This window comes from Phaeobacter sp. CC-HEC084, assembly GCF_059429255.1.
Window position 1 is genome coordinate 219,797 of sequence record NZ_JCAIJQ010000002.1, and the last position, 22,224, is coordinate 242,020.

The 22,224-nt window shown below is 58.7% G+C and carries 20 protein-coding genes and 1 tRNA gene; 9 read left to right on the plus strand and 12 right to left on the minus strand.

The window, feature by feature from the left end; translation table 11 throughout:
• Positions 1–214 precede the first annotated feature (214 nt).
• The 6 genes from AC5SSZ_RS01490 to AC5SSZ_RS01515 form a co-directional block, all read right to left on the minus strand.
• A complete protein-coding gene (locus AC5SSZ_RS01490) occupies positions 215–493 on the minus strand; it encodes a DUF2160 domain-containing protein (protein WP_065271226.1) in 279 nt (92 codons plus the stop codon).
• Position 494: 1 nt separating this feature from the next.
• Positions 495–1,292 (minus strand): carbohydrate ABC transporter permease, encoded by a 798-nt coding sequence (locus tag AC5SSZ_RS01495; RefSeq protein ID WP_065271225.1) that lies wholly within the window; start codon positions 1,290–1,292, stop codon positions 495–497.
• Between the two features lie 12 nt (positions 1,293–1,304).
• The gene (locus tag AC5SSZ_RS01500; RefSeq protein WP_065271224.1) at positions 1,305–2,168 is read right to left on the minus strand and encodes a carbohydrate ABC transporter permease; all 864 of its coding nucleotides are present in this window, start codon (positions 2,166–2,168) and stop codon (positions 1,305–1,307) included.
• Between the two features lie 6 nt (positions 2,169–2,174).
• On the minus strand, positions 2,175–3,248 hold the full coding sequence (locus AC5SSZ_RS01505) for an ABC transporter ATP-binding protein (RefSeq protein ID WP_495436416.1): 1,074 nt from the start codon (positions 3,246–3,248) through the stop codon (positions 2,175–2,177).
• 9 nt (positions 3,249–3,257) lie between these two features.
• Entirely contained in the window at positions 3,258–4,334 is a 1,077-nt protein-coding gene (locus AC5SSZ_RS01510) for an ABC transporter ATP-binding protein (RefSeq protein ID WP_495436418.1), read from the minus strand.
• Positions 4,335–4,509: 175 nt separating this feature from the next.
• On the minus strand, positions 4,510–6,243 hold the full coding sequence (locus AC5SSZ_RS01515) for an ABC transporter substrate-binding protein (RefSeq protein ID WP_274839877.1): 1,734 nt from the start codon (positions 6,241–6,243) through the stop codon (positions 4,510–4,512).
• Positions 6,244–6,543: 300 nt separating this feature from the next.
• On the opposite strand from AC5SSZ_RS01515, the gene AC5SSZ_RS01520 reads away from it, so the two are divergent.
• The 4 genes from AC5SSZ_RS01520 to AC5SSZ_RS01535 all read left to right on the plus strand — a co-directional run bounded on the left by AC5SSZ_RS01520 (position 6,544) and on the right by AC5SSZ_RS01535 (position 9,877).
• The gene (locus AC5SSZ_RS01520; protein ID WP_495436422.1) at positions 6,544–7,686 is read left to right on the plus strand and encodes a THUMP domain-containing class I SAM-dependent RNA methyltransferase; all 1,143 of its coding nucleotides are present in this window, start codon (positions 6,544–6,546) and stop codon (positions 7,684–7,686) included.
• A gap of 110 nt (positions 7,687–7,796) precedes the next feature.
• Positions 7,797–8,189, plus strand: coding sequence for a carboxymuconolactone decarboxylase family protein (locus AC5SSZ_RS01525; RefSeq protein ID WP_369000992.1), 393 nt, complete (start codon positions 7,797–7,799; stop codon positions 8,187–8,189).
• Between the two features lie 71 nt (positions 8,190–8,260).
• A complete protein-coding gene (locus tag AC5SSZ_RS01530; RefSeq protein ID WP_495436426.1) occupies positions 8,261–9,502 on the plus strand; it encodes a lytic murein transglycosylase in 1,242 nt (413 codons plus the stop codon).
• Between the two features lie 298 nt (positions 9,503–9,800).
• A tRNA-Met gene (locus AC5SSZ_RS01535) sits at positions 9,801–9,877 on the plus strand.
• Between the two features lie 212 nt (positions 9,878–10,089).
• Here the strand turns inward: AC5SSZ_RS01535 and AC5SSZ_RS01540 are convergent.
• From AC5SSZ_RS01540 to AC5SSZ_RS01565, 6 genes are all read right to left on the minus strand, one after another.
• The gene (locus tag AC5SSZ_RS01540; RefSeq protein ID WP_082996023.1) at positions 10,090–10,863 is read right to left on the minus strand and encodes an SH3 domain-containing protein; all 774 of its coding nucleotides are present in this window, start codon (positions 10,861–10,863) and stop codon (positions 10,090–10,092) included.
• A gap of 16 nt (positions 10,864–10,879) precedes the next feature.
• Entirely contained in the window at positions 10,880–11,251 is a 372-nt protein-coding gene (gene csgH, locus AC5SSZ_RS01545) for a curli-like amyloid fiber formation chaperone CsgH (RefSeq protein WP_274832729.1), read from the minus strand.
• 12 nt (positions 11,252–11,263) lie between these two features.
• Positions 11,264–11,872 carry a hypothetical protein gene (locus AC5SSZ_RS01550; protein ID WP_274832730.1) on the minus strand — a complete coding sequence of 203 codons (609 nt, stop codon included), beginning with the start codon at positions 11,870–11,872 and terminating at the stop codon, positions 11,264–11,266.
• Between the two features lie 57 nt (positions 11,873–11,929).
• Positions 11,930–12,604, minus strand: a complete 675-nt coding sequence (locus tag AC5SSZ_RS01555; RefSeq protein ID WP_274837371.1) for a hypothetical protein — start codon at positions 12,602–12,604, stop codon at positions 11,930–11,932.
• Positions 12,605–12,686: 82 nt separating this feature from the next.
• Positions 12,687–13,745 (minus strand): CsgG/HfaB family protein, encoded by a 1,059-nt coding sequence (locus tag AC5SSZ_RS01560; RefSeq protein ID WP_495436430.1) that lies wholly within the window; start codon positions 13,743–13,745, stop codon positions 12,687–12,689.
• Positions 13,746–13,810: 65 nt separating this feature from the next.
• Entirely contained in the window at positions 13,811–14,266 is a 456-nt protein-coding gene (locus AC5SSZ_RS01565) for a curli assembly protein CsgF (RefSeq protein ID WP_065271213.1), read from the minus strand.
• 682 nt (positions 14,267–14,948) lie between these two features.
• On the opposite strand from AC5SSZ_RS01565, the gene AC5SSZ_RS01570 reads away from it, so the two are divergent.
• The 5 genes from AC5SSZ_RS01570 (at position 14,949) to AC5SSZ_RS01590 (ending at position 22,146) form a co-directional block, all read left to right on the plus strand.
• Positions 14,949–16,244 carry a hypothetical protein gene (locus AC5SSZ_RS01570; protein WP_495436432.1) on the plus strand — a complete coding sequence of 432 codons (1,296 nt, stop codon included), beginning with the start codon at positions 14,949–14,951 and terminating at the stop codon, positions 16,242–16,244.
• Positions 16,245–16,323: 79 nt separating this feature from the next.
• The gene (locus tag AC5SSZ_RS01575; protein WP_495436434.1) at positions 16,324–17,760 is read left to right on the plus strand and encodes a hypothetical protein; all 1,437 of its coding nucleotides are present in this window, start codon (positions 16,324–16,326) and stop codon (positions 17,758–17,760) included.
• Between the two features lie 106 nt (positions 17,761–17,866).
• Positions 17,867–19,252: a hypothetical protein gene (locus AC5SSZ_RS01580; protein ID WP_495436436.1), complete on the plus strand. Its 1,386-nt coding sequence runs from the start codon at positions 17,867–17,869 to the stop codon at positions 19,250–19,252.
• Between the two features lie 148 nt (positions 19,253–19,400).
• On the plus strand, positions 19,401–20,954 hold the full coding sequence (locus AC5SSZ_RS01585; RefSeq protein ID WP_495436438.1) for a beta strand repeat-containing protein: 1,554 nt from the start codon (positions 19,401–19,403) through the stop codon (positions 20,952–20,954).
• 79 nt (positions 20,955–21,033) lie between these two features.
• The gene (locus AC5SSZ_RS01590; protein ID WP_495436441.1) at positions 21,034–22,146 is read left to right on the plus strand and encodes a hypothetical protein; all 1,113 of its coding nucleotides are present in this window, start codon (positions 21,034–21,036) and stop codon (positions 22,144–22,146) included.
• Positions 22,147–22,224 lie beyond the last annotated feature (78 nt).

Sequence of the window (22,224 nt, forward strand, 5' to 3'; positions counted from 1 at the left end):
TAGCAGAGGCCAGGCACGCAGATTTCTGGTTGCCCGACCTCGTAGGGCAGAGACCTCTGTGCACCAGCAGAAAAGGCCCGATTTGCTGAGAAGGCCTTGAGGGGCAGATCTGCCTCTCAAGGCCGTTTTCAAGGGTATTGAAGGCGTGCGCGTCAAGGACAAGCCGCCTTTGGCGGGGCCTTCGGCCTCCTTGACCCGCCGGGTGGGCCCGCCGTCACACCTTCCAGAAGCAGAAGACGCCCCAGGCGATAGACAGGCCGAGCGGGATCCACAGGGGCATGCCGATCAGACCGAGCCAGGCCAGAAAGATATAGGCGGTCCCGAGGAGGCTGATGAACAGCCGGTCGCCGCGAGTGGTTTCGAGCCCCAGGACCCCCTTGCGCAGGTCGCCGCCGGGGTGACGGATCTCAAGCGCGATGAGAACGCCGATTGCAGAAAAGATACCGATAAAGACCAGCGCCGTCGGCCAAGTCCAGGCCATCCAGGATAGCATGTCAAACCCTCCCCATCGCAAAACCCTTTGCGATGTAGTTGCGGACGAACCAAATCACGATGGCGCCCGGAATGATTGTCAATGTGCCCGCAGCCGCCAGAAGGCCCAGCTCATAGCCGGCGCTGGAGGCGGTTTTGGTCATGGTGGCAGCGATGGGTTTGGCCGCCACGGCAGTCAGGGTTTTGGCCAGCAGCAACTCCACCCAGGAGAACATGAAGCAGAAGAAGGCAGCAACGCCGACCCCGGCCTTGATCGATGGGATGAAGATCACGGCAAAGAACCGCGGGAAGGAATAGCCATCCACATAGGCGGTCTCATCCAGCTCCTTGGGAATGCCGCCCATGAAACCTTCGAGAATCCAGACCGCGAGCGGGATGTTGAACAGGCAGTGCGCCAGCGCCACCGCCAGATGGGTGTCGAACAGCCCCACAGCCGAATAGAGCTGGAAGAAGGGCAGAGCGAAGACCGCTGCAGGGGCCATCCGGTTGGTGAGCAGCCAGAAGAACAGCTGCTTGTCTCCGAGAAAGCGGTAGCGGCTGAAGGCATAGGCGGCCGGAAGGGCCACCGCGACCGAAATCACCGTGTTGATCGTCACGTAGAGGATCGAGTTGATATAACCCCAGTACCAGGTCGGATCGGTGAAGATGACCTTGTAGTTCTCCAGCGTGAAGGTCTGCGGAAAGAGCGAAAAGCCCGCGAGGATTTCATTGGTTGTCTTGAAGCTCATCGCCACCAGCCAGTAGATCGGCAGCATGAGGAACAGGATATAGACGATGGGGACGATGGAACGTTTCTGCATCTGATCCCTCCCTTAATTCTGATCGTCTTTGGTCATCAGCGTGTAGAACAGCCAGCTGACCAGAAGCGTTATTGCAAAGTAGATGAGCGACATCGCGGCGGCGGGGCCAAGGTCGAACTGACCCAGCGCGATTTTCACCAGATCGATCGACAGGAGCGTGGTGGAGTTGCCGGGGCCACCGCCGGTCAGAACGAAAGGCTCGGTGTAGATGTTGAAGCTGTCCATGAACCTGAGCAGGATCGCGATGGTCAGGACGGTTTTCATCTTGGGCAGCTGGATGAACCGGAACACCGCCCAGTTAGAGGCGCCGTCGATCTTGGCTGCCTGATAATAGGCGTCGGGGATCGAGACGAGACCCGCATAGGACAGAAGCACCACCAGCGAGGTCCAGTGCCAGACGTCCATGGTGACGATGGTCACCCAGGCCGCGACCGGATCCTGCGTCATGTCGTAGTTGATGCCAAGCGTGTGGTTCAGGAAATAGCCCAGAAGGCCGATATCGGGGAGGGTGAAGATGTTCCACATCGCGCCCACCACGTTCCAGGGGATCAGCATCGGCAGCGCCATCAGCACGAGGCAGACCGGCACCCAGAACCCTTTGCGTGGCATCGACAGCGCAATCGCGATGCCCAAGGGCACCTCGATGATTAGGATCAGGAAGGTGAAGAGGAACTGACGCCCCAGCGCCGCGTGGAACCGGTCGGAGCGCAGGATCTGTTCGAACCAGTCGAGCCCCTGCCAGAAAAAGACGTTGTCGCCGAAGGTCTCCTGCACCGAGTAGTTGACGACGGTCATCATCGGGATGAGCGCATTAAAGGCCACCAGCAGCAAGACCGGCAGCACAAAGAACCATGCTTTTTGGTTTTCGGTTTTCATTTGCTGTTACTCCGGGTCTGTGGCGAGCCAGCCGTCCACGTAAAGGCGGGTCTGGTCTTGGCGGAAGGCGAGGTGGGTTTCATCGCCTTTGTACGGGGCGGCGCCTTCCTCGATCACGGCGTTGACCTTGTGGCCAAGGCAGTTGCATTCGACCACCGTGTGGCGGCCGATGTCGGACACCTTGGTTACGGTGGCGGGCAGGCCGCTGTCTGAGAGCGAGACGAACTCCGGGCGGATGCCGATCTCGGTCTTACCATTAGGGGTGCCGCGCACGGGGCCTTCGAGGGCGACGTGCTGGCCTTCGATCTTTGCCTCTCCGTCAAAGGTGCAGGGCAGGATGTTCATACCCGGCGAGCCGATGAAATGGCCGACAAACGTATGCGCGGGGCGTTCGAACAGCTCAACCGGCGTGCCGATCTGCACCACTTCGCCAAGCTGCATCACCACCACCTGATCGGCAAAGGTCAGTGCCTCGGTCTGGTCGTGGGTGACGTAGATCATCGTCGCCTTCACGCGCTGGTGCAGCTCTTTCAGCTTGGAGCGCAGTTTCCATTTCAGATGCGGGTCGATCACCGTCAGCGGCTCGTCGAACATCACCACATTGACGTCCTCGCGCACCAGGCCACGGCCCATCGAGATCTTCTGCTTGTTGTCAGGTGACAACCCTGCGGCCTTCTGGTTCAGCATCTCGGTGACTTCGAGCATCTCGGCAATCGCCATGACGCGTTCGCGTACGATAGCCTCGTCCCGGCCACGATTGCGCAGCGGGAAGGCGAGGTTGTCGTAAACGGTCATCGTGTCGTAGATCACCGGGAACTGGAACACCTGCGCGATATTGCGCTGGTCGGGGGGCAGTTTGGTGACGTCCTGGCCATCAAACAGGATCTGACCTTCGGAGGGCACCAGAAGCCCTGAGATGATGTTCAGCAGGGTGGATTTACCACAACCCGAGGGGCCAAGCAGCGCATAGGCGCCGCCGTCGGACCAGTCGAGATCGATCTCCTTCAGGGCGTAGTCGGACGCGGAGGTCGGCGCCGGAAGGTAGCTGTGGCGTAGTTTTGAAAGGGTAATTTTTGCCATAGTCTTGCCTCACGCCACGCGGGAGCCATCGGGTGCAAAGAAATAGCACGCGGATGGATCCATATAAAAATCATGCATTTCACCGACCTGGTAGGGGTGAACCCCGGCCGAAAGGGAGACCCAGCTGCCCTGAGTGCTGCCAAGGCCCAGATCGAAATGGGCGCTGCTTTCGGAGCCCGAAAGCTCGGTCACCTGCACGCGTCCGGCGATGCGGACCGTGGCCTGCGTGGTGGCGACGGGCAGCACGTGATAGGGGCGGATTGCGACGGTATAGGTGCCATCCGCCAGATCTGCGGCAGCGCCCTCCAGAACCCAGGTCACATCCGGGGTCAGCCGGGCCATGTTGCCCTGTTTGGTGATTTCGGCGGTGTTGATCGGCGGATCCGAGAACACCCGGGCCGCGGCCACGTTTTGCGGGTCGCGGTAGATCTCTGCTGTGGGGCCGAACTGGGTAACGTGGCCATCGCGCATCAGCGCGGTCTTACCGCCCAGCAGCAACGCCTCTTCGGGTTCCGAGGTGGCATAGACTACAACGGCACCACGTCCGGCGAAAAGCTCTGGTAGCTGGTCGCGCAGTTCTTCGCGCAGTTTGTAATCGAGGTTCGCCAGCGGTTCGTCCAGGAACACCGCCTGGCTTTCCTTGGCAATCGCGCGGGCAAGGGCGCAGCGTTGCTGCTGACCGCCAGAGAGTTCATGCGGGCGCCGGTGCAGCATCGGGCGCAGCTGCAGGATATCCGCGGCGTCTTCTACCCGACCTTCGATTTCGGATTTTGCCATGCCTGCGACCTTCAAGGGGGAGGCGATGTTTTCAAAAACCGTCATGTGCGGGTAGTTGATAAAGAATTGGTGCACCAGGCTAATGTTGCGTTTCTGGGTGTTGAGGCGGGTCACGTCCCGGCCTTCCATCCACACGCTGCCGCTGGCAATCGGGTCCAACCCGGCCATCAGTTTGATCAATGAGGTCTTGCCCGACCCGGTGGCGCCCAGAAGGACGTTGAAGTGACCGCTCTCCAGTATCAGAGACGTGTCTTTTATGTGCTCAATCGCGCCGACGCGCTTGACCACGTTTTTAAGTTCAAGAGCCATCTTGGTTGGTCTTTCCGGAGAATGGGCCCGCTTGCGCTGCGCCGCTGCGGGCGTCGGCGAGAGAGCCAAAGCGCGATCCGCGCTTCCGTGGGGTTTGCAAATGCCCCGAAGCAGGACATGGGCCGCTTCGGGGTGGGTCGGCCGGGCGGAGAGCCGCCCGGCGGGGAGGGAGCCCTTAGTTCTTGGCCCAGCGGGCAACCAGCTCGTCATAGTTGACGGTCTGGCCCTGAGGCTTCTCGTTCTCCAGCTTCGGCTTGGCGCCGCCATTGGCGTACCACCATTCCGCGTCCTTCTCTTCGTTCAGGCGCGGACCACAGCCGCCGTAGATGTTGGCCTGCTCGTCAGCGCGCTGCATCCGGCTCATGGTGATGTCCATTTCCTGAGCAAGACGATCCATCGCTTCCTGCGGCGTGAAGGCGCCGGAGTTTACGTCACCGATCTGCTGCCACCAGATCTGGGCCAGCTTGGGATAGTCCGGAACGTTCACACCGGTCGGCGACCATGCCACGCGGTCGGGCGAACGATAGAATTCCACCAGACCACCGAGTTTCTCGGCACGTTCAGAGAAGCTCTCGTGGTTGACCGAGCTGTCGCGGATGAAGGTGAGACCCACGTGGGATTTCTTCACGTCCACGGTTTTCGACACCACGAACTGAGCGTAGAGCCATGCAGCCTGCGCGCGGTCCAGCGGAGTGGAGTTGAGGAAGGTCCAGGAACCCACGTCCTGATAGCCGACCTTCTGGCCTTCTTCCCAGTAGGGGCCATGCGGAGAGGGCGCCATGCGCCACAGCGGGGTGCCGCTGTCGTCGACGGTGTTGTTGCCTTCGGACTTCGGCTTCACCATGTCTGCGGTGAAGGCGGTGTACCAGAAGATCTGCTGTGCCACGTTGCCTTGGGCCAGGGCGGGCAGGGACTGGTAGAAGTCATAAGACGCCGCACCCGGAGGCGCGTATTTGCGCAGCCATTCGTCCCATTTGCGGATCGCATAGACCGCAGCCGGGCCGTTCGCGGCACCACCGCGGGTGACGCTGGCGCCAACCGGGTTGCAGGTGCCTGCTTCCATGCGGATGCCCCATTCGTCGATCGGCACACCGTTCGGCTCACCTTTGGAGCCTGCGCCCGCCATCGACAGCCAGGCGTCGGTCATCCGCCAGCCAAGGTCAGGCGCGCGTTTGCCGTAGTCCATGTGGCCGTAGATATCGACGCCATCGATGTTCTTCACATCTTCCGAGAAGAATTCAGCGATGTCCTCATAAGCGGACCAGTTAACCGGAACGCCCAGATCGTAGCCGTATTTCTCTTTGAAGGCCGCTTGCAGGTCTTCACGGTCGAACCAGTCTTTGCGGAACCAGTAGAGGTTCGCGAACTGTTGGTCGGGCAGCTGGTACAGATCGCCATCGGGACCGGTGGTGAACTGGGTGCCCATGAAGTCGTCGAGGTCGAGACCGGGGTTGGTCACCGCCTTGAAATCGCCTTCCATCATGTCGCTGAGGTTATAAGCAAGCTGCAGACGCGAGTGGGTGCCGATCAGGTCGGAATCGTTGACGTAGGCGTCATAGAGGTTCCGCTTGGTCTGCATTTGGGTCTGAACCGCCTGAACGACTTCGCCCTCACCAAGGATCTGGTGGTTCACCTTGATGCCGGTGATTTCTTCAAAGGCTTTTGTCAGAACTTCCGATTCATAGCTGTGCGTGGGGATGCCCTCGGACAGCACGTTGATTTCCATGCCCTTGTAAGGCTCTGCCGCCTGAATGAACCACTGCATCTCGGACAGTTGTTCATCCTTGGACAGGGCCGATGGCTGGAATTCTTCATCAATCCATTTTTTGGCAGCTGCCTCATCGGCATATGCTGCTTGGCCCGCAACCACGGCGCAAACCGCTGCTGCGGACAAAAGATACTTCCGCATCTTTCTCCTCCCTAAAGTCAGTAAGGCCAGATGTGCGTTGCTCGCACCTGACTGCTACAGGAGTTTCATAGGGTGCGGCGGATTGTCAAACTAAAAAATTAGTAATGATGTAAGTGCCTGACAATGTTGTGATTAAAGTTGATCTGAGGATACCTGTTTGCAATGCGGGCGCAGCGAAAACCCGCTGCCGCACCGCAGCATCAACCGGATTGGTGGCTCGTGTTGTGGGGATGGCGAGGGCGCTGGGAGAATCGCGTTTTCCCGTCGCGGTGTTCTGAGTTTCCGGCTAAGGAAGGTGCCATGACAGATGAATCCACATTCGAGATCTTTCTGACCGCGGCGCCGGGGCTTGAACAGGCCCTGCTGGCCGAGGCGCGTGAGCTGCAATTTTCCGATCCCCGGGCTGTTCCCGGCGGTGTCACGGTGCAGGGCGGCTGGCCCGAGGTCTGGCGCGCCAACCTGTACCTGCGCGGCGCGGCGCGCGTGCTGGCGCGGATCGGTGCTTTCCGGGCCTTCCACCTTGCGCAACTGGACAAACGCGCACGGAAATTTCCGTGGGCGGATGTACTGCGCGCGGATGTTCCGATCCGCGTCGAGGTGGCGACCAACAAGAAGTCAAAAATCTACCACGCAGGCGCTGCCGCCCAACGGATCGAACGGGCCCTGTCCGAAGAGCTGGGCGCCACAATCATTCCGCCCAATGCCAGTGATGAGATGAGCGGCGCAGGCGTGACGCTGAAATGCCGGATTGAGGACAACCTGTGCCAGTTCAGCGTCGATACTTCGGGCGAGGGGCTTCACAAGCGTGGCCACAAATCGGCCGTGGGCAAGGCGCCGATGCGGGAAAATCTGGCGGCGCTGTTTCTGCGCGAATGCGGGTTCGACGGAAGCCAGACAGTAGTGGACCCGATGTGCGGCTCCGGCACCTTCGTGATCGAGGCCGCCGAGATCGCCATGGGGCTGGCGCCAGGGCGCAGCCGCAGCTTTGCCTTTGAGCAACTTGCGACATTTGATGCGGATGCTTTTGCCGCGATGAAGGCCGCAGTCGTTTCGCAGGAGACCCCGGTGCGGTTCTACGGATCCGACCGGAATGCGGGTGCGGTGGAGATGGCCACTGCCAATGCCGCCCGTGCGGGTGTTGCAGGCTGCACGTCCTTTTCGCAGGCTGCGGTAAGCGATCTGATGCCGCCCGAGGGGGCGCCAGGGCTGGTGATCGTGAACCCGCCTTATGGGGCGCGGATCGGCAACAAGAAACTGCTTTTCGCGCTTTACGGCGCGCTGGGGCAGGTCCTGAAAGAGCGTTTTTCCGGCTGGCAGGTGGGTATCGTGACCAGCGAAACCGGTCTGGCAAAGGCGACCCAACTGCCCTTTTTGCCCTTCGGGGCACCGGTCGCACATGGCGGGTTGAAGATCCGTCTGTTCCGGACTGCTCCGCTGCCATGATCCATCGTTCTGATGTGACAATGCTGGCCATACTGCTGAGATCAGTGGCATCTTGGCTGCGCCGGGCTATCTGAACCCGGCGCCAAATCCTGCATTCACGGAGCCGCAGCATGAGCACATTTGACGAAGATCTGTTTCTCAAGGGGCTTGAGCAGCGCCGCGCCACCCTTGGGGCGGAATATGTAGATGCCAATCTAGCCGCTGCGGATGATTTCAGCCGCCCCTTTCAGGAGGCGATGACTGCCTGGTGCTGGGGGTTCGGCTGGGGCGATGATGTCATCGATGCCAAGACCCGGTCGATGATGAACCTTTCCATGATCGGCGCGCTGGGCAAGATGCAGGAGTGGGAAACTCACTGCAAAGGGGCGCTGAACAATGGTGTCACACAGGATGAACTGCGGGCGATTATTCATGTGATCGGGATTTATTGCGGTGTGCCGCAGGCGCTGGAGTGCTTCCGGGTGGCCCGGCGGGTTCTAGCCGAGGCTAACGCGGAGAGCTGAGGCTCAGCCCTTGTCATGGGCCCCGTGATCGGGTGGGATCAGCAGGATGTTTGTTTCCCGGAAGGTCCCTCATGGTTTTGCGTGCTCTGCTCGTTGTTTTTCTGCTGCTGGGCGGCCTCGGCTCGGCCTTGGCCCAGGATCACGCCGCCATTGAGCGCCAGTTCCAGACCTGGTTGCGGCAGGAGGTCTGGCCGCAGGCTCGGCAGGCGGGTGTCTCGCGTCGCACGTTTAAGGCCGCCTTTGACGGCGTGACACTGAACTGGAAGCTGCCCGATCTGGTGCCCCCTGGCGCCCCGGCCAAGACGCCGAAAACGCAGCGGCAGGCTGAATTCGGCAAACCTGGGAAATACTTCGGGCGTGGCACGGTTGATGGCGCCACGGCGACCGGGCGCCAGATGGCCCGGCGCCACAAGGCAAGTCTGACAAGGGTCGAACGGGAGACCGGCGTGCCCGGGCAGATCATCCTCGCGATCTGGGGGCGGGAAAGCGCCTATGGGCGGGCGGCCATTCCGCATGACGCTTTTCAAGTCCTCGCCACCAAGGGCTTCATGAGCACGCGCGCGGACTATTTCTCGGCCGAGTTGATCGCGGCGCTGCAGATCGCGGAGGCAGGTCACGTGCCGGCCCATGCAATGAAGAGCAGCTGGGCTGGCGCCCTTGGCCAGCCGCAGTTCATGCCCACGAACTTTCTGCAACATGCCGTAGACGGCGACGGCGACGGCCGCGCGGATATCTGGGGGTCAGAGGCCGACACCATCGCCTCAATCGGGACCTATCTGAAGCGGCATGGCTGGCAAACTGGGCGCGACTGGGGGTTTGAGGTTTCAGTTCCGGGCAGCGTCTCTTGCACGCTGGAAGGCCCGGATCAGGGCCGCCTTATTTCCGATTGGGAGGAAATGGGGATCACCCGTGTCTCCGGGCGCCCCTTTCCTGCGCATGAACGCGGTCAGCAGGGGTATCTGTTGATGCCTGCCGGGCGATACGGACCTGCCTTCGTGGTGACGCCAAATTTCTATGTCCTGAAAGACTACAACATGAGCGATCTATACGCCCTGTTCGTGGGGCATGTGGGGGACCGCATCCAGTTCGGTGTCGGCGACTTTCACGCCCGCTGGGGCTCCGTCGGGGGGCTGCTGCGGTCGGATGTAGCCGCCATGCAGCGCGCGCTCATAGGGCAGGGGCATGATGTCGGCGGCGCCGATGGGCTGGCCGGTTACAAGACCCGCCGCTCCATCGGGCGCTGGCAAGAGGCCACGGGGCAGCCCCCGACTTGTTTCCCCGATCCTGCGATGAAGGCGGCGCTTGCGCGGTGACTGCGCCGCTGCTCGGCGCAGTATGCGATTCTGAAAAACGCGGCGATAGCGCGGGGTTTCGCTTCGCAGCGGGTGAGGTAGGGGAGGAGGCGTCCAGTCAGCCTAACGCTCGGGTGCCAAGGCTGCGATGTGTTTCACAGTGCCTGTCTTTGCGGTCATTTTGTTTGGTGGTTTAAGGTGCTGTAAATATTGTAAAATTTTAAGACGGCCCATTTTTTTGACCAGAAAATCCTGCACAGCCGATTTTCCTGCTTGACCCCACCGGCCCCATTCCGTAAATCGCCTCCACACAGCGAGTGGCGGAGTAGCTCAGCTGGTTAGAGCAGCGGAATCATAATCCGCGTGTCGGGGGTTCAAGTCCCTCCTCCGCTACCAAAAACTTCTGCAACGCAAACCACGTTTGCCGCCGTTAGAAGAAAAAATACCCGAAAGCGACATATAGTGCCTGACGCCCGGATCTGATGTTCTGGACGCGTTGTGTTTTGATGCCTGCAGTTTGGCGCCTCTGGCGGCGTGCGGCGCAGTGCAGCGAGGCTGCAGAGGGGCGACCGCATCCTTCTGAGAACACGGTCGCTTGTCTTTAGCTATTATTCTGCTTCACAGCCGTTGACGAAGGTCGCGACAGGCCATTTCTCCTGGCGCAGTGCGGTCTTGCTGACCCAGCCGCTGGCTTCTCCGAAGCGGGCTCGGCACCAGATACCGTCCGAGGCCACAGTGCAGTAATTCACCTTGAGGCATGCGCCCTGCGGCAGTGTACCCACGATCCGCGCATCCCGTCTGGGCTGATCGCGGACATTCAGGTTGACCAGAAGGCCCAGAGAGGCAACGACACCCCCATCTTCGCTCATGACAGGGGCTGCCAGATCGGAACGTTCTGCGCAGTCGCTTGTGTAGCCAAGGTAAATGCAACGGTGTTGGCGCACAGCCTGGCTGAAGGCGGCCTGATAGGCGTCGCCGTTTGGTCGTTCCAGAATGAGGCTGACAAAAGAATCGGAAAGATCGCCTGTGACACGGGATTGGTTACCGCCCAACCGAGCAACGACAACATCCTGCTGAGCGTAGAGGACAAGCTGGTTCTGCTCGATGTCCCAAGCTGAAACGCTGTTCAGCGGCACAACGCAGTTTTGGCTATTGGCGACGGGGCGCAACTGAGACTCCTCAACTACCCCGTGGAGTTCCACCTTGTTTTCCAGGCTGAGCGAACACGGTGTGGAACTGGTCGAGAATGCGGTGTCGAAGACCACCCAGTTCCCGGAAAAAGCTTCAAGCAGCTGTTCTTTTGTTTGAGCAGACGACGGGGGCGCAATCAGCGTTACAAGCGCGGCAAGCGCACCCAGAGAAAGCGATTTGAGCATTACCATTCCTGTTCCTTGGAAATTATGGTCCGAATGTGGACACCGCGGTGGCAATTTCGGCTCCGTCTTGCGTTACGGATAACTCGACCGAGAGCTTGCCGCCGGGCTGTATCGAAAGGGTCGTCTTGCCTATGACATGACGTTCCCCACGGTGTATTCCGATTGCACGGCTTTGTGTCAGGTTGGAGGTTCCGCCAGAGTCGGATTTGACGATTGTCAGAGCAGCCTGCACCTCACCCTCGTCCAGTCCGATCACGCGACCTTCGATTTCCACACCTTGAGCGGTGGGAATGATCGAAATCTCAGCTGCAGCGGATTGCGCTGTGGCGGTGGATGTTCCCGCGGACATCAAAACGGTGCAGGCAAGTCCAAGGGTCGAAAGCAGTCGACGCATGGCGCAGCCAGCCTAGCGCGTCTGCGTGATCAGAACAGTTCCGCCGTTTGAAATGACGGTTGGCCCCGCTCCATTCACCGCTGACAGTCCATTACCAATCTGCGTGTAGGTGACATTTGTCGAATCACCCGCCACAGACAGGCTGAAACTGTTCTGATTGCCGGTCTGAACCAAGGTGCCGGAATTGTTGGAGCCGGACACATCGACATTGCCATCGTTGCCATTGCCGGTCTGCAGAAGGCCCGCGGAGTTATTGATGCCGGTCACGGAGATCTCACCGGTATTCCTGGAGCCGGTTTGGGACAACACGATGGAGGCCAATTCGCCGCCAAAGATGGTCGCGGAATTGCCAAGTGGTGATCCGGTTAAGGCATTGTTTTGACTGAAGTAAACAGTTGCGCCTTCGCCTTCTAGAATGATCTCGCCGCTGTTGTAGGTGCCGTACTGGCTGGCAGGTGACAGCCCGTCTGGAGCACCGGCGACGAGCGAATTCGTTGCGTCACTTTGGTCAATAAATAGCTCGTTGCCCGCGCTCGTGCCGTCGCCCTGCTCAAGATAAACAACGTTTCCACTGCCAGCAGCAGCCATGGAGGTCAGTGAAAGCGCCACGACGACCGTCATAGGGGTAATATCAAGTAAACGTATCAAAGCAAAAACTCCCCAAAAGTTAACAATACGTTACCATGATGATTGGGAGATCGCTACACTATTTCCGTTTCCATGCTGATGAAACACGGCCACATTTGCATGTCCGGTTTGCATGACGAGCGCTGTGTTGCCGGTGCCGGTTATCTGACCAAAGGCCCGGTTATTGGAACCATTCTGCGCAATGGCGAAAAGGTTGTCTGATCCGAGGACAGACAGGTCGATTTGATTGCCGAAGCCTGTTTGCGACAATACGCCCGGCTGAATAGTTGCGGCGGCAAATGCGGGAAGCGCGGGCCAGCTTTGGCCAAATCCGCCGTTGTCATTTCCTGAGATGGTCAGGGTTATCGTATTTTCTGGCTCGACGAGGACCTCCAGGGTATTGGCCGGTTCTGTTCTGAGTGAAACGACATTGTCCTGAGCTGCTGCCGTTTCGGTGCTGAGGCTCAGCGTGAAAGCTGTCAGGCAAATGAAATGTGCAACCAGAGGTGGTTTGAACGGTGTCTTCATTGCATATCCTCCTGTGACGGCGAGGCCTTCGGTCAGCGACCTGGGGCAGGCACAGGAAAGGATAGAATAAGGGCGAGTTTGAGGCGGGCTATAGGCGCTTGAAGGAGGCTTTTTGGATGTTTTTATCTTAAATTTAAACAAATTATTACTGTGAGCATTTGCCTTTGATGGCAGTACAGCAAACAGCGGAGCAGGCATATGCCTGCTCCGCTGTCTGGCCCAGGATCTGAAACGATCCTGTTATTTCAGAAAGTGAAGTGCCTAAGCGGGCAGAACGAGGTTAACCAATGACCTCGCCGTCTGCCGGCGGCGGCGGCGTTACCGGGCCACCTTCATCGACTGCAGGCGGCAACTGACGCACGCTGGGGGCGGGCGGCGTTGGTCGCGGCTTGGGCCGCGTCTGGGTAATCCGAGCGGCAGAGATCGTCACCGGACGCACCGGGGGGAGCGTCTGGCCGAGGTATTCCCCCAGTTTCTCCTGACGGTACTTCGCAATCAGGCGCTGCTGGGATCCCTTGTCCTTGAAGGCCCACAACCCGACCTCGGCCCCTTCGATGATGGTGCCGTAGACGGCCTTTTCGATGGCCTGTTGCAAGGCAATCAAGCGGGGTTCGTTCCCGGTCACGCCGGCTTCGATTTCAAGCAGCTCGTCCAGCGCGATGTAGCGGAACACGCTGCCCCGGATCAGGGAGGAGCCGATTGATTTCTGGGTCACCACGCTGGTGAGGACTTCGCCAGTTTCGGTCGAGACAGCCCGCAGGCTGACGGTCACGGTATCCAGTTGCCACTCGGTATTGCCGCCGATGCCAAGGTATCGTGCACCTGCGCCACCTGTTTGGGTGTTGCTGTCGTATCCCACGATTCCACCCTGCAGGATGATGCCGGAGTGCAGCAGCGGCGCCAATGCATTCGGATCGATCTCTGTCTCACCGCGATACTGCCGACGCATTTCAGTGAGGATCTGGCGCTCCCGGACGAGGTCCTGCAGGCCGGCGCGATCCAGAACTGTGAACCAGCGGCGTTCACCGGCATCCTGTAGTGCTTTGATCAGAACCGCAGAACCGCCCTGGGACACGGCCCGGGACAGTGTCTGGACGAGTTCGCGCTCTTTGTATTGTCCGGTAAGGTCAGGAAAATCGTAAACGGAGACGGATATGCGGCGTGTCGGTTCTGGCAGCGTGCGTAGGCTCATGTTGACCGGTGTCGGCTGCACAATCGTCGGAGCGGTGGTCCCAAAAAATGGCCCAGGTGTCGTGGCGCAGCCAGAGAGAGCAGCGGTTCCAGCCACCACCATGGCACGGAGTAGCACTCGCAGGCCTGCTTCTTTACCAAACACCATGTTTATCCTCGTTCTAATTCGTAGCTGTGGCTGCCCGATCTGCCAGGCAATCAGCAAACCTAATTTTAACTTCCAGTTACCAGTTGCGGGACCACGATTTCTGTCACGGTGCCATCCAGGGAGTCGACAATTGTGAGGCTGATGGAATCTACCGTACGCTCAAAGGTGACTTCGGTGGTTCCGAACGTCACTGTGCCCTGATCGGATGGGTTGCTTCCGAAGATCGCCTCGGTCACCTGGCCCGCGAGAGCGGAAAGCAAGCGACCTTCGAGCTGGCGCACGAACAAATCGGCGTTTGTGGTTCCGGTCGGAGATGTTGTTCCGGTCCCTGTGGTCGAGCTGCTTACTGCATCCCGCGCCGTCGCGTCGCGCTGCGCATTCGCAGTCGACAGCAGGTGGGATGAGTTGAGGGGAGCACCGCCGAAGGACGGGTTGATCGGAGTATAGGTCAACTCTCCAGATACACCGGCTCCCGCAAATAAGAGTGCTGATGCAGTGAAGCCAATGAAGGAATTTTTCATATCAACCACCAATCCTACAAACCTGCCGTGACGCGTCGCTAATTGACCGACTCACGGGTGATAACAACCACGCCGACTGGGTGTCCAGCGCCCATCACCTCTAAAAGCGCAGCAAATAGTGACTTGGCGATGACGAATTGTCCAAGTTGAAATAATTCGCATAAGTGTGTTGCGAATCTGTCACTTGTTGATGATGAAGGCTCGCGTCAGGGTTTTTGCGGGAAATTGGGCAATTCTAACAATGGTTGTGTTGACGTTACGAAAGCGCACGCGTTGCGCTTGGATTCGTTGGTGGGTCCCCCGTGAAATTGACGCTTAATTGAAAACAATCGCCCGGATTTGGGGTGAATGGGTGCGGGGTGCGAACGAGTTCGGTCCGGATTGGCTAAAATTATATAAAAATTTGCGACTTGATTACTGAAAGCTTGATTTAAATCATCTCTTAGGTCTCAATGAGGCGGCAGAATTGTTAGCAGAAAGTTAACGGTGCGTGGGGGCGCACGAGGGGTGAATGGGCAGAGGAATATCTTTCATAGCCACATCTAAATTCTTGGTGCGTGGGCCCTTTTAAACAGTTGGGTCGGGGCATGCCTGCAATTGATGCAGGACGCCCCGCTGGGGCGGTTCCGAAGTCGAAGGCTTCTTTGGCGGAAGAACCTGGTAACGATAATTGGAGACCAAAATGCGAATTTCAAAACGTTTTCTGGTGGCAACGACTGCGTTGACGCTGAGCATGAGCGCGGCAGCCTTTGCAGACAGCAACAAAGCTTACCTCGATCAAATTCAATCCGGGGGCGGCACGGGCACGAACTCTGCGCTGATCGACCAAAGTGGGGGCGAGGGCAATGAGGCGGGCTCTGATAGCCAGAACATCCGCCAGAAGGCAACGAGTAACAAGAATAACACTCTGGATATTGTCCAGAGCGGCGACTACAACGACATTGGCTTGGGCGGCTTCGAACAGAAGGCGGAGAGTGGGCCCAATTCCTCCCTTGGAAACACCGCAACGATTACCCAAAGCTCGTCTTACAACGTTGTTGGTAAGGTCACCCAGTTCAACCGTTTTGGTGGCTCGGCGGGTGAAAACTCTCTGACCATTCTACAAGAGATGGGTGACGGCAACGAAATCACAGAGGTCTTTCAGGACAAACATAAAGGCGCCTCCGGCAACACGGCGGATATCCTGATGTCTGGTGTCGACAACACCATTGCACTGGTCCAGCAGGCCGCAACCGGCGGAATCGTCGGCAACTTTATGGACGTCGATATCACGGGCGACAACAACGGTAACGCTCCACTGAGTGGATTTGCTGCTCTCAGCGGTGCGAACACAAGCGAACTCAAGCAAGGTTTTGCAGACAATAACGGCGGGAACTGGCCAAAAGGCAATAACTCCCTGACACTGAATATTGCTGGTCACAACAACCAATTCGGCGTGACCCAGGAGGGTACGAACAACACCGTTGGCACCCTGTCCATTACCGGCAGCGACAACGAACTGGGTATCAGTCAGGCCGGGAATGCGAATATCGTCGACCTTGCAGTACTGGGCGGCAACTTCAACAACATTGGTATTGCACAACTCGGCACCAACTTTGCCGATGTCAGTATCTCTGGAAGCTCCAACGAAGCGGGGATCCTGCAGGTTGGCTGGAACGGTAACGGTAGCGACGGATTTGGTGTGAAACTCACCATCGACGGTGATTACAATGGCACCGGCTACTTCAGCGGCGCCGCGCAGAGCGTCGGCGGGGCATTCAACGGCGTGATCGGCCAGGGCGGAAGCGACAACCTCTTTGACGCAACGATCACCGGCAATAGCAACATGTTCGCTGGCGGTCAGCTCGGGGATGACAACACCATCCAAGCCACGGTTACCGGGGACACCAACCAGTTTGCTGTTTTGCAGATGGGTGACAGCAACATGGCGAGCCTGGTTCAGACGGGCAACGGCAACAACGCCGGTATTAGCCAGTAATCAATGAGTTATGCGGGGCTGAGACACTACCTTGGCCCCGCGATTTATCAGTTTTTTATTCCGACCTCTGGGGGGAGGTATGATCATGAAACTTATTAAGACGGCTTTTGTAACCTCGACCGCGCTGACCCTTTCGATGGGCACAGCAGCTTTTGCAGACAACAATGCGGCCTATCTGGATCAACAGGGTGACTACAACAACGCCTTGATCATGCAGAACTACGGCGGCAACTCCGGCAACATCGCCGGGAACACGGGCGCCACCAGCATCCTGCAGGATGGCGATGCGAACGACCTCTACGTCAGCCAGCAGGGATCAAACAACCGCGTGGGCAGCGGCACGTTCTTCCAGCGCTCGGATACCAATCTTGGACCAAGCGACCTGGCCAACAAGGCAACGATCACGCAGTTCTCGGACCAGAACACGGTGGAAAAAATCCGCCAGAACGCGATTGGCGCTTCGCTGGCGGCCGGCCCCAACGAAGTCGAGGTCGAACAGGGTACCACCTTGGGCACCGGCGATCTCAACTATATCCGGGACATAGCTCAGGAACGTGGTGCCAATAACTACCTCCTGATCAAGCAGACAGGCGCGTCGAACTACACTTACAGCGCACGCCAGGAAGGCAACGACAATGATGCCAGATTGGTGATTTCCGGGAACGGGAATGGCGTATCAGGATTGTCCCTGCACCCTGATTATGCCGGTGCGGGCGGGAACACCGGTCTGCTGAGCAACAACAACCATGTAGGGGCGTTCCATTGGGCAGCGATCGAACAGCGCGGCACCGGTAACCGGACGGATCTGACGATCAGCGGAAACAACAACCAGTATGCAATTCAGAATGGCCGCTACAGGAACTCTTCGGAAGACAACATGGCTCAGGGCCTGCTGATCAGCGGTAATGACAACCAGTTGGGCATCAGTCAGGTTGGAAGCCGAAACGATGTTTCCCTGTCCACGATTGCAGGGGATTTCAACTCAATCGGCATTGTACAGACCGTGGATGACAACTGGGCGCAGGTGACGATCGAGACATCCTTCAACAAGGCGCGGGTGACCCAGGATGGCAGCCGCAACAACGTGGACCACTGGGTGAACCTCGGTCACAGCCAAACCGCGACGATCGACATTCTTGGCGACGACAACCAGCTGAACAGCCAACAACGCTGGGGCAATGGAAACCAGATGTCCGTAAGCGTAACGGGCAATCGCAACAACGCTGGTGGCACATTGAGCGGCAGTGCCGGCGCTGCATTCGCAGCGGGTGACAGTGTGACCGGCCTGTCGATGTCCGCAGGCTCGCTGTGGCAGCACCTCCACAACAACCAGATGACCATGACCGTTACTGGCGATGATAACCTGTTTGCCGTCTTGCAGCGTGGCAACGGCAACATGCTGAACGGCACGGTGATCGGAGACTACAACCAGGCAGCTGTCGCGCAAAATGGCAACAACAATATCGTCAATTTTGTCCAGAACGGGTCCTACAACAACCTTGGCATCATCCAATAACAACACCCCCCGTCGCGGCAGGTCCGCGACGGGGCAGCGCCCTGCTGCCAGCATGAGCTCAGCGGCGCAAATGACAATTTGTTAACCACTCAAAGGGGAAACGAAAATGGCAAACCTCAAGACGATCCTGGCGGCTTCCACGGCCATGGCTCTGGCCGGTGCGGCCTGGGCAGACAACAACGAAGCCTGGCTCGATCAGTTCGGCAGCAACCATTCGGCGATGATCAACCAGGGGGCAGGCAGCAACAACCAGGCAGGTGCCGATGGCAACTCGGTCACGCAGCGCTCCCTGAACACATCTCTCGGCAATACGCTGACCATCACCCAGAGTGGCGATGACAACGATGTGGGTCTTGGCGTTATCCTGAACCGCAACTCTGGCTTTTTCCAACTCAACCAAAGCGGGCCGGGCAGTACTGCGACCGTCTTGCAGACGTCGAATGGCAACTCCATCGGTACCATCAATCAGGTTGCCCGCACGGCTAGTGCCACCGGCAACAGCCTGACCGTCACCCAGGAAGTGGGCGATGACAACAGCATCGGCGCCATCAGCCAGGACCGCAGCGGAAGCACTGCAGCAGGCAAGATCGGCCATACCGCAACGATCCTTCAGTCCGGTGCGGGCAATGAAATCGGTCTTGCTCGTCAGGGCACCCAGTATGACGCCAGCGCGGGGAACTCCATGTCCCTTGAGCAGACCGGCACCGACAACTATATCGGCAACGCGATCCAGTCGGGCACCAGCAACAGCATGACCGCCGTCTTTGTCGGGACTGACAACGGTGCCGACAACGGTAAGGGGACCACCAGCTTTGGCAGCGGCATTGCGACCTTTGCTGATGATGCAAGTGTGCCGCAGGGCAACCTGACCCAGACCGGCGACAGCAACTTCATCGACATGATGGTGACCGCCGACCGGACCTATTTCGGCATCCAGCAGACCGGTGACCGCAACCGCGTCGATCCGATCACCATCACCGGTACCCGGAACGAGCTGGGCATCCTGCAGCAGGGCAACGACAACCTGGCCTCTGTTTCCGATATCGCCACCTTTGGCAACAACATCGGGATCCGGCAGTTCCAAGATAACAACACCGCGACCGTTTCCTTCGGCACCGGTGTCTTGGGCGGCAACAAGTTCGGCATTCTGCAGGATGGCATGTGGAACACCGCATCGGTCAGCATTTCCGGCGGCGGTGCCAATGGTATCGTGCCCCCCTATGCAAGCTTGGCAGGCCCGGCGGGTCTGGTCGCGGGCACCGCTGGATTTGAGCGCGGCATGATCAAGCAGCTGGGTGACCTGAACGCGGCGACCATCACCGTGGTGGGCTCCGACAACGAGTTCGGCACCCTGCAGGATGGCAACGACAACGTCCTGACCGCCAGCATGACCGGCACCTTCAACGTGTCGGCCATTGCGCAGGTGGGGTCGAACAACGTGGCCAGCACCTCGCAGACCGGCAGCAACAACAACCTTGGTGTTACGCAATAACCGAATGCCCCGTCGCGGGTATTCCGCGACGGGGCTGATTCCTGTTTGCAGTATGGCTCCTGCTGAATTCAGCGAGCAAATTCGGCGCCTTATCTCGAATACGCTGCGCGTAATATGAATCTTTTGATTATTAAATTGAGGACGTAAGATGACAAATCTGAAGACAATTCTGGTGGCATCCACGGCCATGGCTCTGGCCGGTGCGGCCTGGGCCGACAGCAACGAAGCCGCCATTGACCAGAACGGCAGTGGCAACACCGCATTGATTGACCAGAGCACCGGTGCGAACAACGTGGCTGGCACATCGGCAACGTTCACCGACTATGTAAACCAACCTCTTCTGCAGAACGGGGACAACAACGACCTCGACGTTGATCAGTCCGGTGACGGCAACCTCGTGGGCTATAACGGCAACAGCGGCAGCCCGGCTGGCTATGTTAAGCAGCTTGGCGACGATAACGTTGCCGATATCGAACAGACAACCGACGGCAACGCTGTGATCCGGGTGTCTCAGGAGGGCGACGCTGGCACTGGCACGGATGAAAACATCCTGACCATTCTGCAGACAGGTGGCAACAACAACACGATGCGCACCGTGCTCCAGAAGGCGACCGGCGGCGTACCGGATCTGGCTAATACTGCGGATCTGAGCCAGGACGGTACCGGCAACCTGATCAATACCGTTCAGCAGTTCGGCGAAGACAACAGCGTGACCGTGCAGATGACCGGCGATGGCAACGGCACCACCGCGCTTTCGGGAGTCGCGGCTGTGGCCAACAACGCCACCTTCATCCAGCGAGGTCTCGGCAACATGATCAATGTTGACATCGATGCCAACAACACCGGTATCGGGGTGGAGCAGCGCGGTGATGGCAACTCGGTCGGTACGCTGGACATCAACGGCGACTACAACGAGATCGGTATCGCGCAGGGTGGTCCTGCCAACCAGTCCGGCCAATCGGGCAACAACAACGTTGTGGCAATGGGTGTGGTCGACGGCGCCTCCAACATCGTCGGGATCCGTCAGTGGAACGATGACAACATGGCGACGCTGAACATCATCGGCGCCTCGGATGACAACATCGTGGATATCATTCAGGAGGATGCATTCGGAACAGGTGGCGAGGCTATCGTCAACATCGAAGGCAGTGCCAACGGCGGCGACGCCAACGACATCTACATTGAACAACAGGCCTGGGGCTTTGCGGATGTCGGCATCGACGGTGATCGCAACGATATTTCCATTCGCCAGTTCAATGCCGATCAAGCCACCGTTCGCATCGGCGGCATCCCGGAAGGCGATGACAACGTTCTGTCGATCGTGCAGGGCGGGTCCAGCCCCGCCAACCCGAATGTCATGAACGTGTCCATCTTTGGTGACGACAATAACTTGTCTGGCGGCTTCAGCGGCAGCGCGCTCACGGCTGCGGTGGCTGCGACCGGCTATCAAACCTGGAACGATCTGCAGCCGGGCGCATTGAGCCAGCAGGGTAAAGGCAACACGATGACGCTGACAGTCGGCGATGTCCTCAGCGAGGCGAGCGGCAACCTCTTCGCTGCAAGCCAGCATGGTAATGACAACACACTGACCGGTGTCATCAATGGTAACTATAACCAGGCTGTCGTCGCACAGATGGGCAACCTGAACACTGCTGCATTCAGCCAGGCCGGGTCCGGTAACAATACTGGTATCATCCAGTAATTTACTTCCGCCGGGGCGGTTTGCCGCCCCGGCACCTACGAAAGGGGAAGGTGTTCCCCAGAAATAAGGGATCAATTCAATGACGCGCACTGCAAAGTTTCTGGCAGCCTCGACAGCGCTTTCGCTTCTGTCGACCGTAGCATACTCCGGCAGCGGCAACGAAGCGCTACTGAGGCAAGTCGGCAATGCAAACAGCGCGCTTGTCACGCAGTCGGGTGACAACAACAGTGCTTTTGGCTCCGGCGATGGCGGCCTCAACAAGGCAGACATGGTGCAGTCCGGTGATCAGAACGCGCTGGTCATTACCCAATCGGGCGATGGTAATGAGATTGGCATCAGGGGCAGCCTTGTCACCTTTGGCGGCAGCGCCGGTCTGAACCAGACCAACAACAATGCCACCACCGCGGGCAATTTCAACGTGCTGAGCGTCACCCAGTCCACCAACAACAACGCGGTGCAGGGCATTCGCCAGCGCGTCTTTGCCGGGGCAGGGGGCAATAGCATGACGATCACCCAGCAAGGGGGCGATGGCAACCTGATCGGTGATATCAAGCAGTGGCACTACGGAAACTCCGGGGCCAACAGCCAAGGCCAGACGATTGTTATCCGCCAGGATGGTGCCAACAACTGGATACGCGCCGTCTATCAGGATCTGAAGGGTAACGGCAACGAAGGCAACACGATGTATATCGACATCCTGGGCAACAACAACAGCGGCGCCCAGCCGGTCAATTCGGATGCACGTGCCGGTTATAATGGTGGCGGACAGTTTCGCCAGAACGGCTACGGCAACTATATGGATGTGGACATCACCGGTGACTCCAACGGCTATGGGGTGAACCAGGTTGGCGCCCGCAACTCGATCGGCACGCTGGCCATCAACGGCAATGGCAACGCCTTTGGCATTGAACAGGTGGGTGACGACAATACCGTGACCGTCTTCGGTGGGATCAATGGCAACGACAACGATTTCGGGGTCAACCAGGCAGGATCCTCCAACCTAGTGGATGTTGCGCTTTTCGCTGGTGACCTGAACGAGCTGTTGGTCGATCAGGACGGTGCTGACAACGTCTCCTACGTGACCATCGATGGTGACCAGAACGATGGCGACATTACCCAGGGTGGCGGTGGCAGCAATACCGCATCGTTAAGCCAGGTCGGTGACAGCAACGTGGCGACCATCACTCAGTGACGCCGCAGCGTCGGATTGGCGCAAAAAATCAATCAGGCCGGGCGCAAGCGCGCCCGGCCCCTGATCCGTAGGAGCCCG

Coding starts and splice junctions, on each gene's coding strand:
- AC5SSZ_RS01490 (WP_065271226.1), bottom strand. CDS start 493: ATGCTATCCTGGATGGCCTGGACTTGGCCGACGGCGCTGGTCTTTATC.
- csgH (WP_274832729.1), bottom strand. CDS start 11,251: ATGCGTCGACTGCTTTCGACCCTTGGACTTGCCTGCACCGTTTTGATG.
- AC5SSZ_RS01590 (WP_495436441.1), top strand. CDS start 21,034: ATGACGCGCACTGCAAAGTTTCTGGCAGCCTCGACAGCGCTTTCGCTT.
- AC5SSZ_RS01560 (WP_495436430.1), bottom strand. CDS start 13,745: ATGGTGTTTGGTAAAGAAGCAGGCCTGCGAGTGCTACTCCGTGCCATG.
- AC5SSZ_RS01575 (WP_495436434.1), top strand. CDS start 16,324: ATGATCATGAAACTTATTAAGACGGCTTTTGTAACCTCGACCGCGCTG.
- AC5SSZ_RS01520 (WP_495436422.1), top strand. CDS start 6,544: ATGACAGATGAATCCACATTCGAGATCTTTCTGACCGCGGCGCCGGGG.
- AC5SSZ_RS01565 (WP_065271213.1), bottom strand. CDS start 14,266: ATGAAAAATTCCTTCATTGGCTTCACTGCATCAGCACTCTTATTTGCG.
- AC5SSZ_RS01570 (WP_495436432.1), top strand. CDS start 14,949: ATGCGAATTTCAAAACGTTTTCTGGTGGCAACGACTGCGTTGACGCTG.
- AC5SSZ_RS01585 (WP_495436438.1), top strand. CDS start 19,401: ATGACAAATCTGAAGACAATTCTGGTGGCATCCACGGCCATGGCTCTG.
- AC5SSZ_RS01540 (WP_082996023.1), bottom strand. CDS start 10,863: ATGGTAATGCTCAAATCGCTTTCTCTGGGTGCGCTTGCCGCGCTTGTA.
- AC5SSZ_RS01580 (WP_495436436.1), top strand. CDS start 17,867: ATGGCAAACCTCAAGACGATCCTGGCGGCTTCCACGGCCATGGCTCTG.
- AC5SSZ_RS01550 (WP_274832730.1), bottom strand. CDS start 11,872: ATGACGGTCGTCGTGGCGCTTTCACTGACCTCCATGGCTGCTGCTGGC.
- AC5SSZ_RS01495 (WP_065271225.1), bottom strand. CDS start 1,292: ATGCAGAAACGTTCCATCGTCCCCATCGTCTATATCCTGTTCCTCATG.
- AC5SSZ_RS01505 (WP_495436416.1), bottom strand. CDS start 3,248: ATGGCAAAAATTACCCTTTCAAAACTACGCCACAGCTACCTTCCGGCG.
- AC5SSZ_RS01500 (WP_065271224.1), bottom strand. CDS start 2,168: ATGAAAACCGAAAACCAAAAAGCATGGTTCTTTGTGCTGCCGGTCTTG.
- AC5SSZ_RS01555 (WP_274837371.1), bottom strand. CDS start 12,604: ATGCCTGCTCCGCTGTTTGCTGTACTGCCATCAAAGGCAAATGCTCAC.
- AC5SSZ_RS01510 (WP_495436418.1), bottom strand. CDS start 4,334: ATGGCTCTTGAACTTAAAAACGTGGTCAAGCGCGTCGGCGCGATTGAG.
- AC5SSZ_RS01515 (WP_274839877.1), bottom strand. CDS start 6,243: ATGCGGAAGTATCTTTTGTCCGCAGCAGCGGTTTGCGCCGTGGTTGCG.
- AC5SSZ_RS01525 (WP_369000992.1), top strand. CDS start 7,797: ATGAGCACATTTGACGAAGATCTGTTTCTCAAGGGGCTTGAGCAGCGC.
- AC5SSZ_RS01530 (WP_495436426.1), top strand. CDS start 8,261: ATGGTTTTGCGTGCTCTGCTCGTTGTTTTTCTGCTGCTGGGCGGCCTC.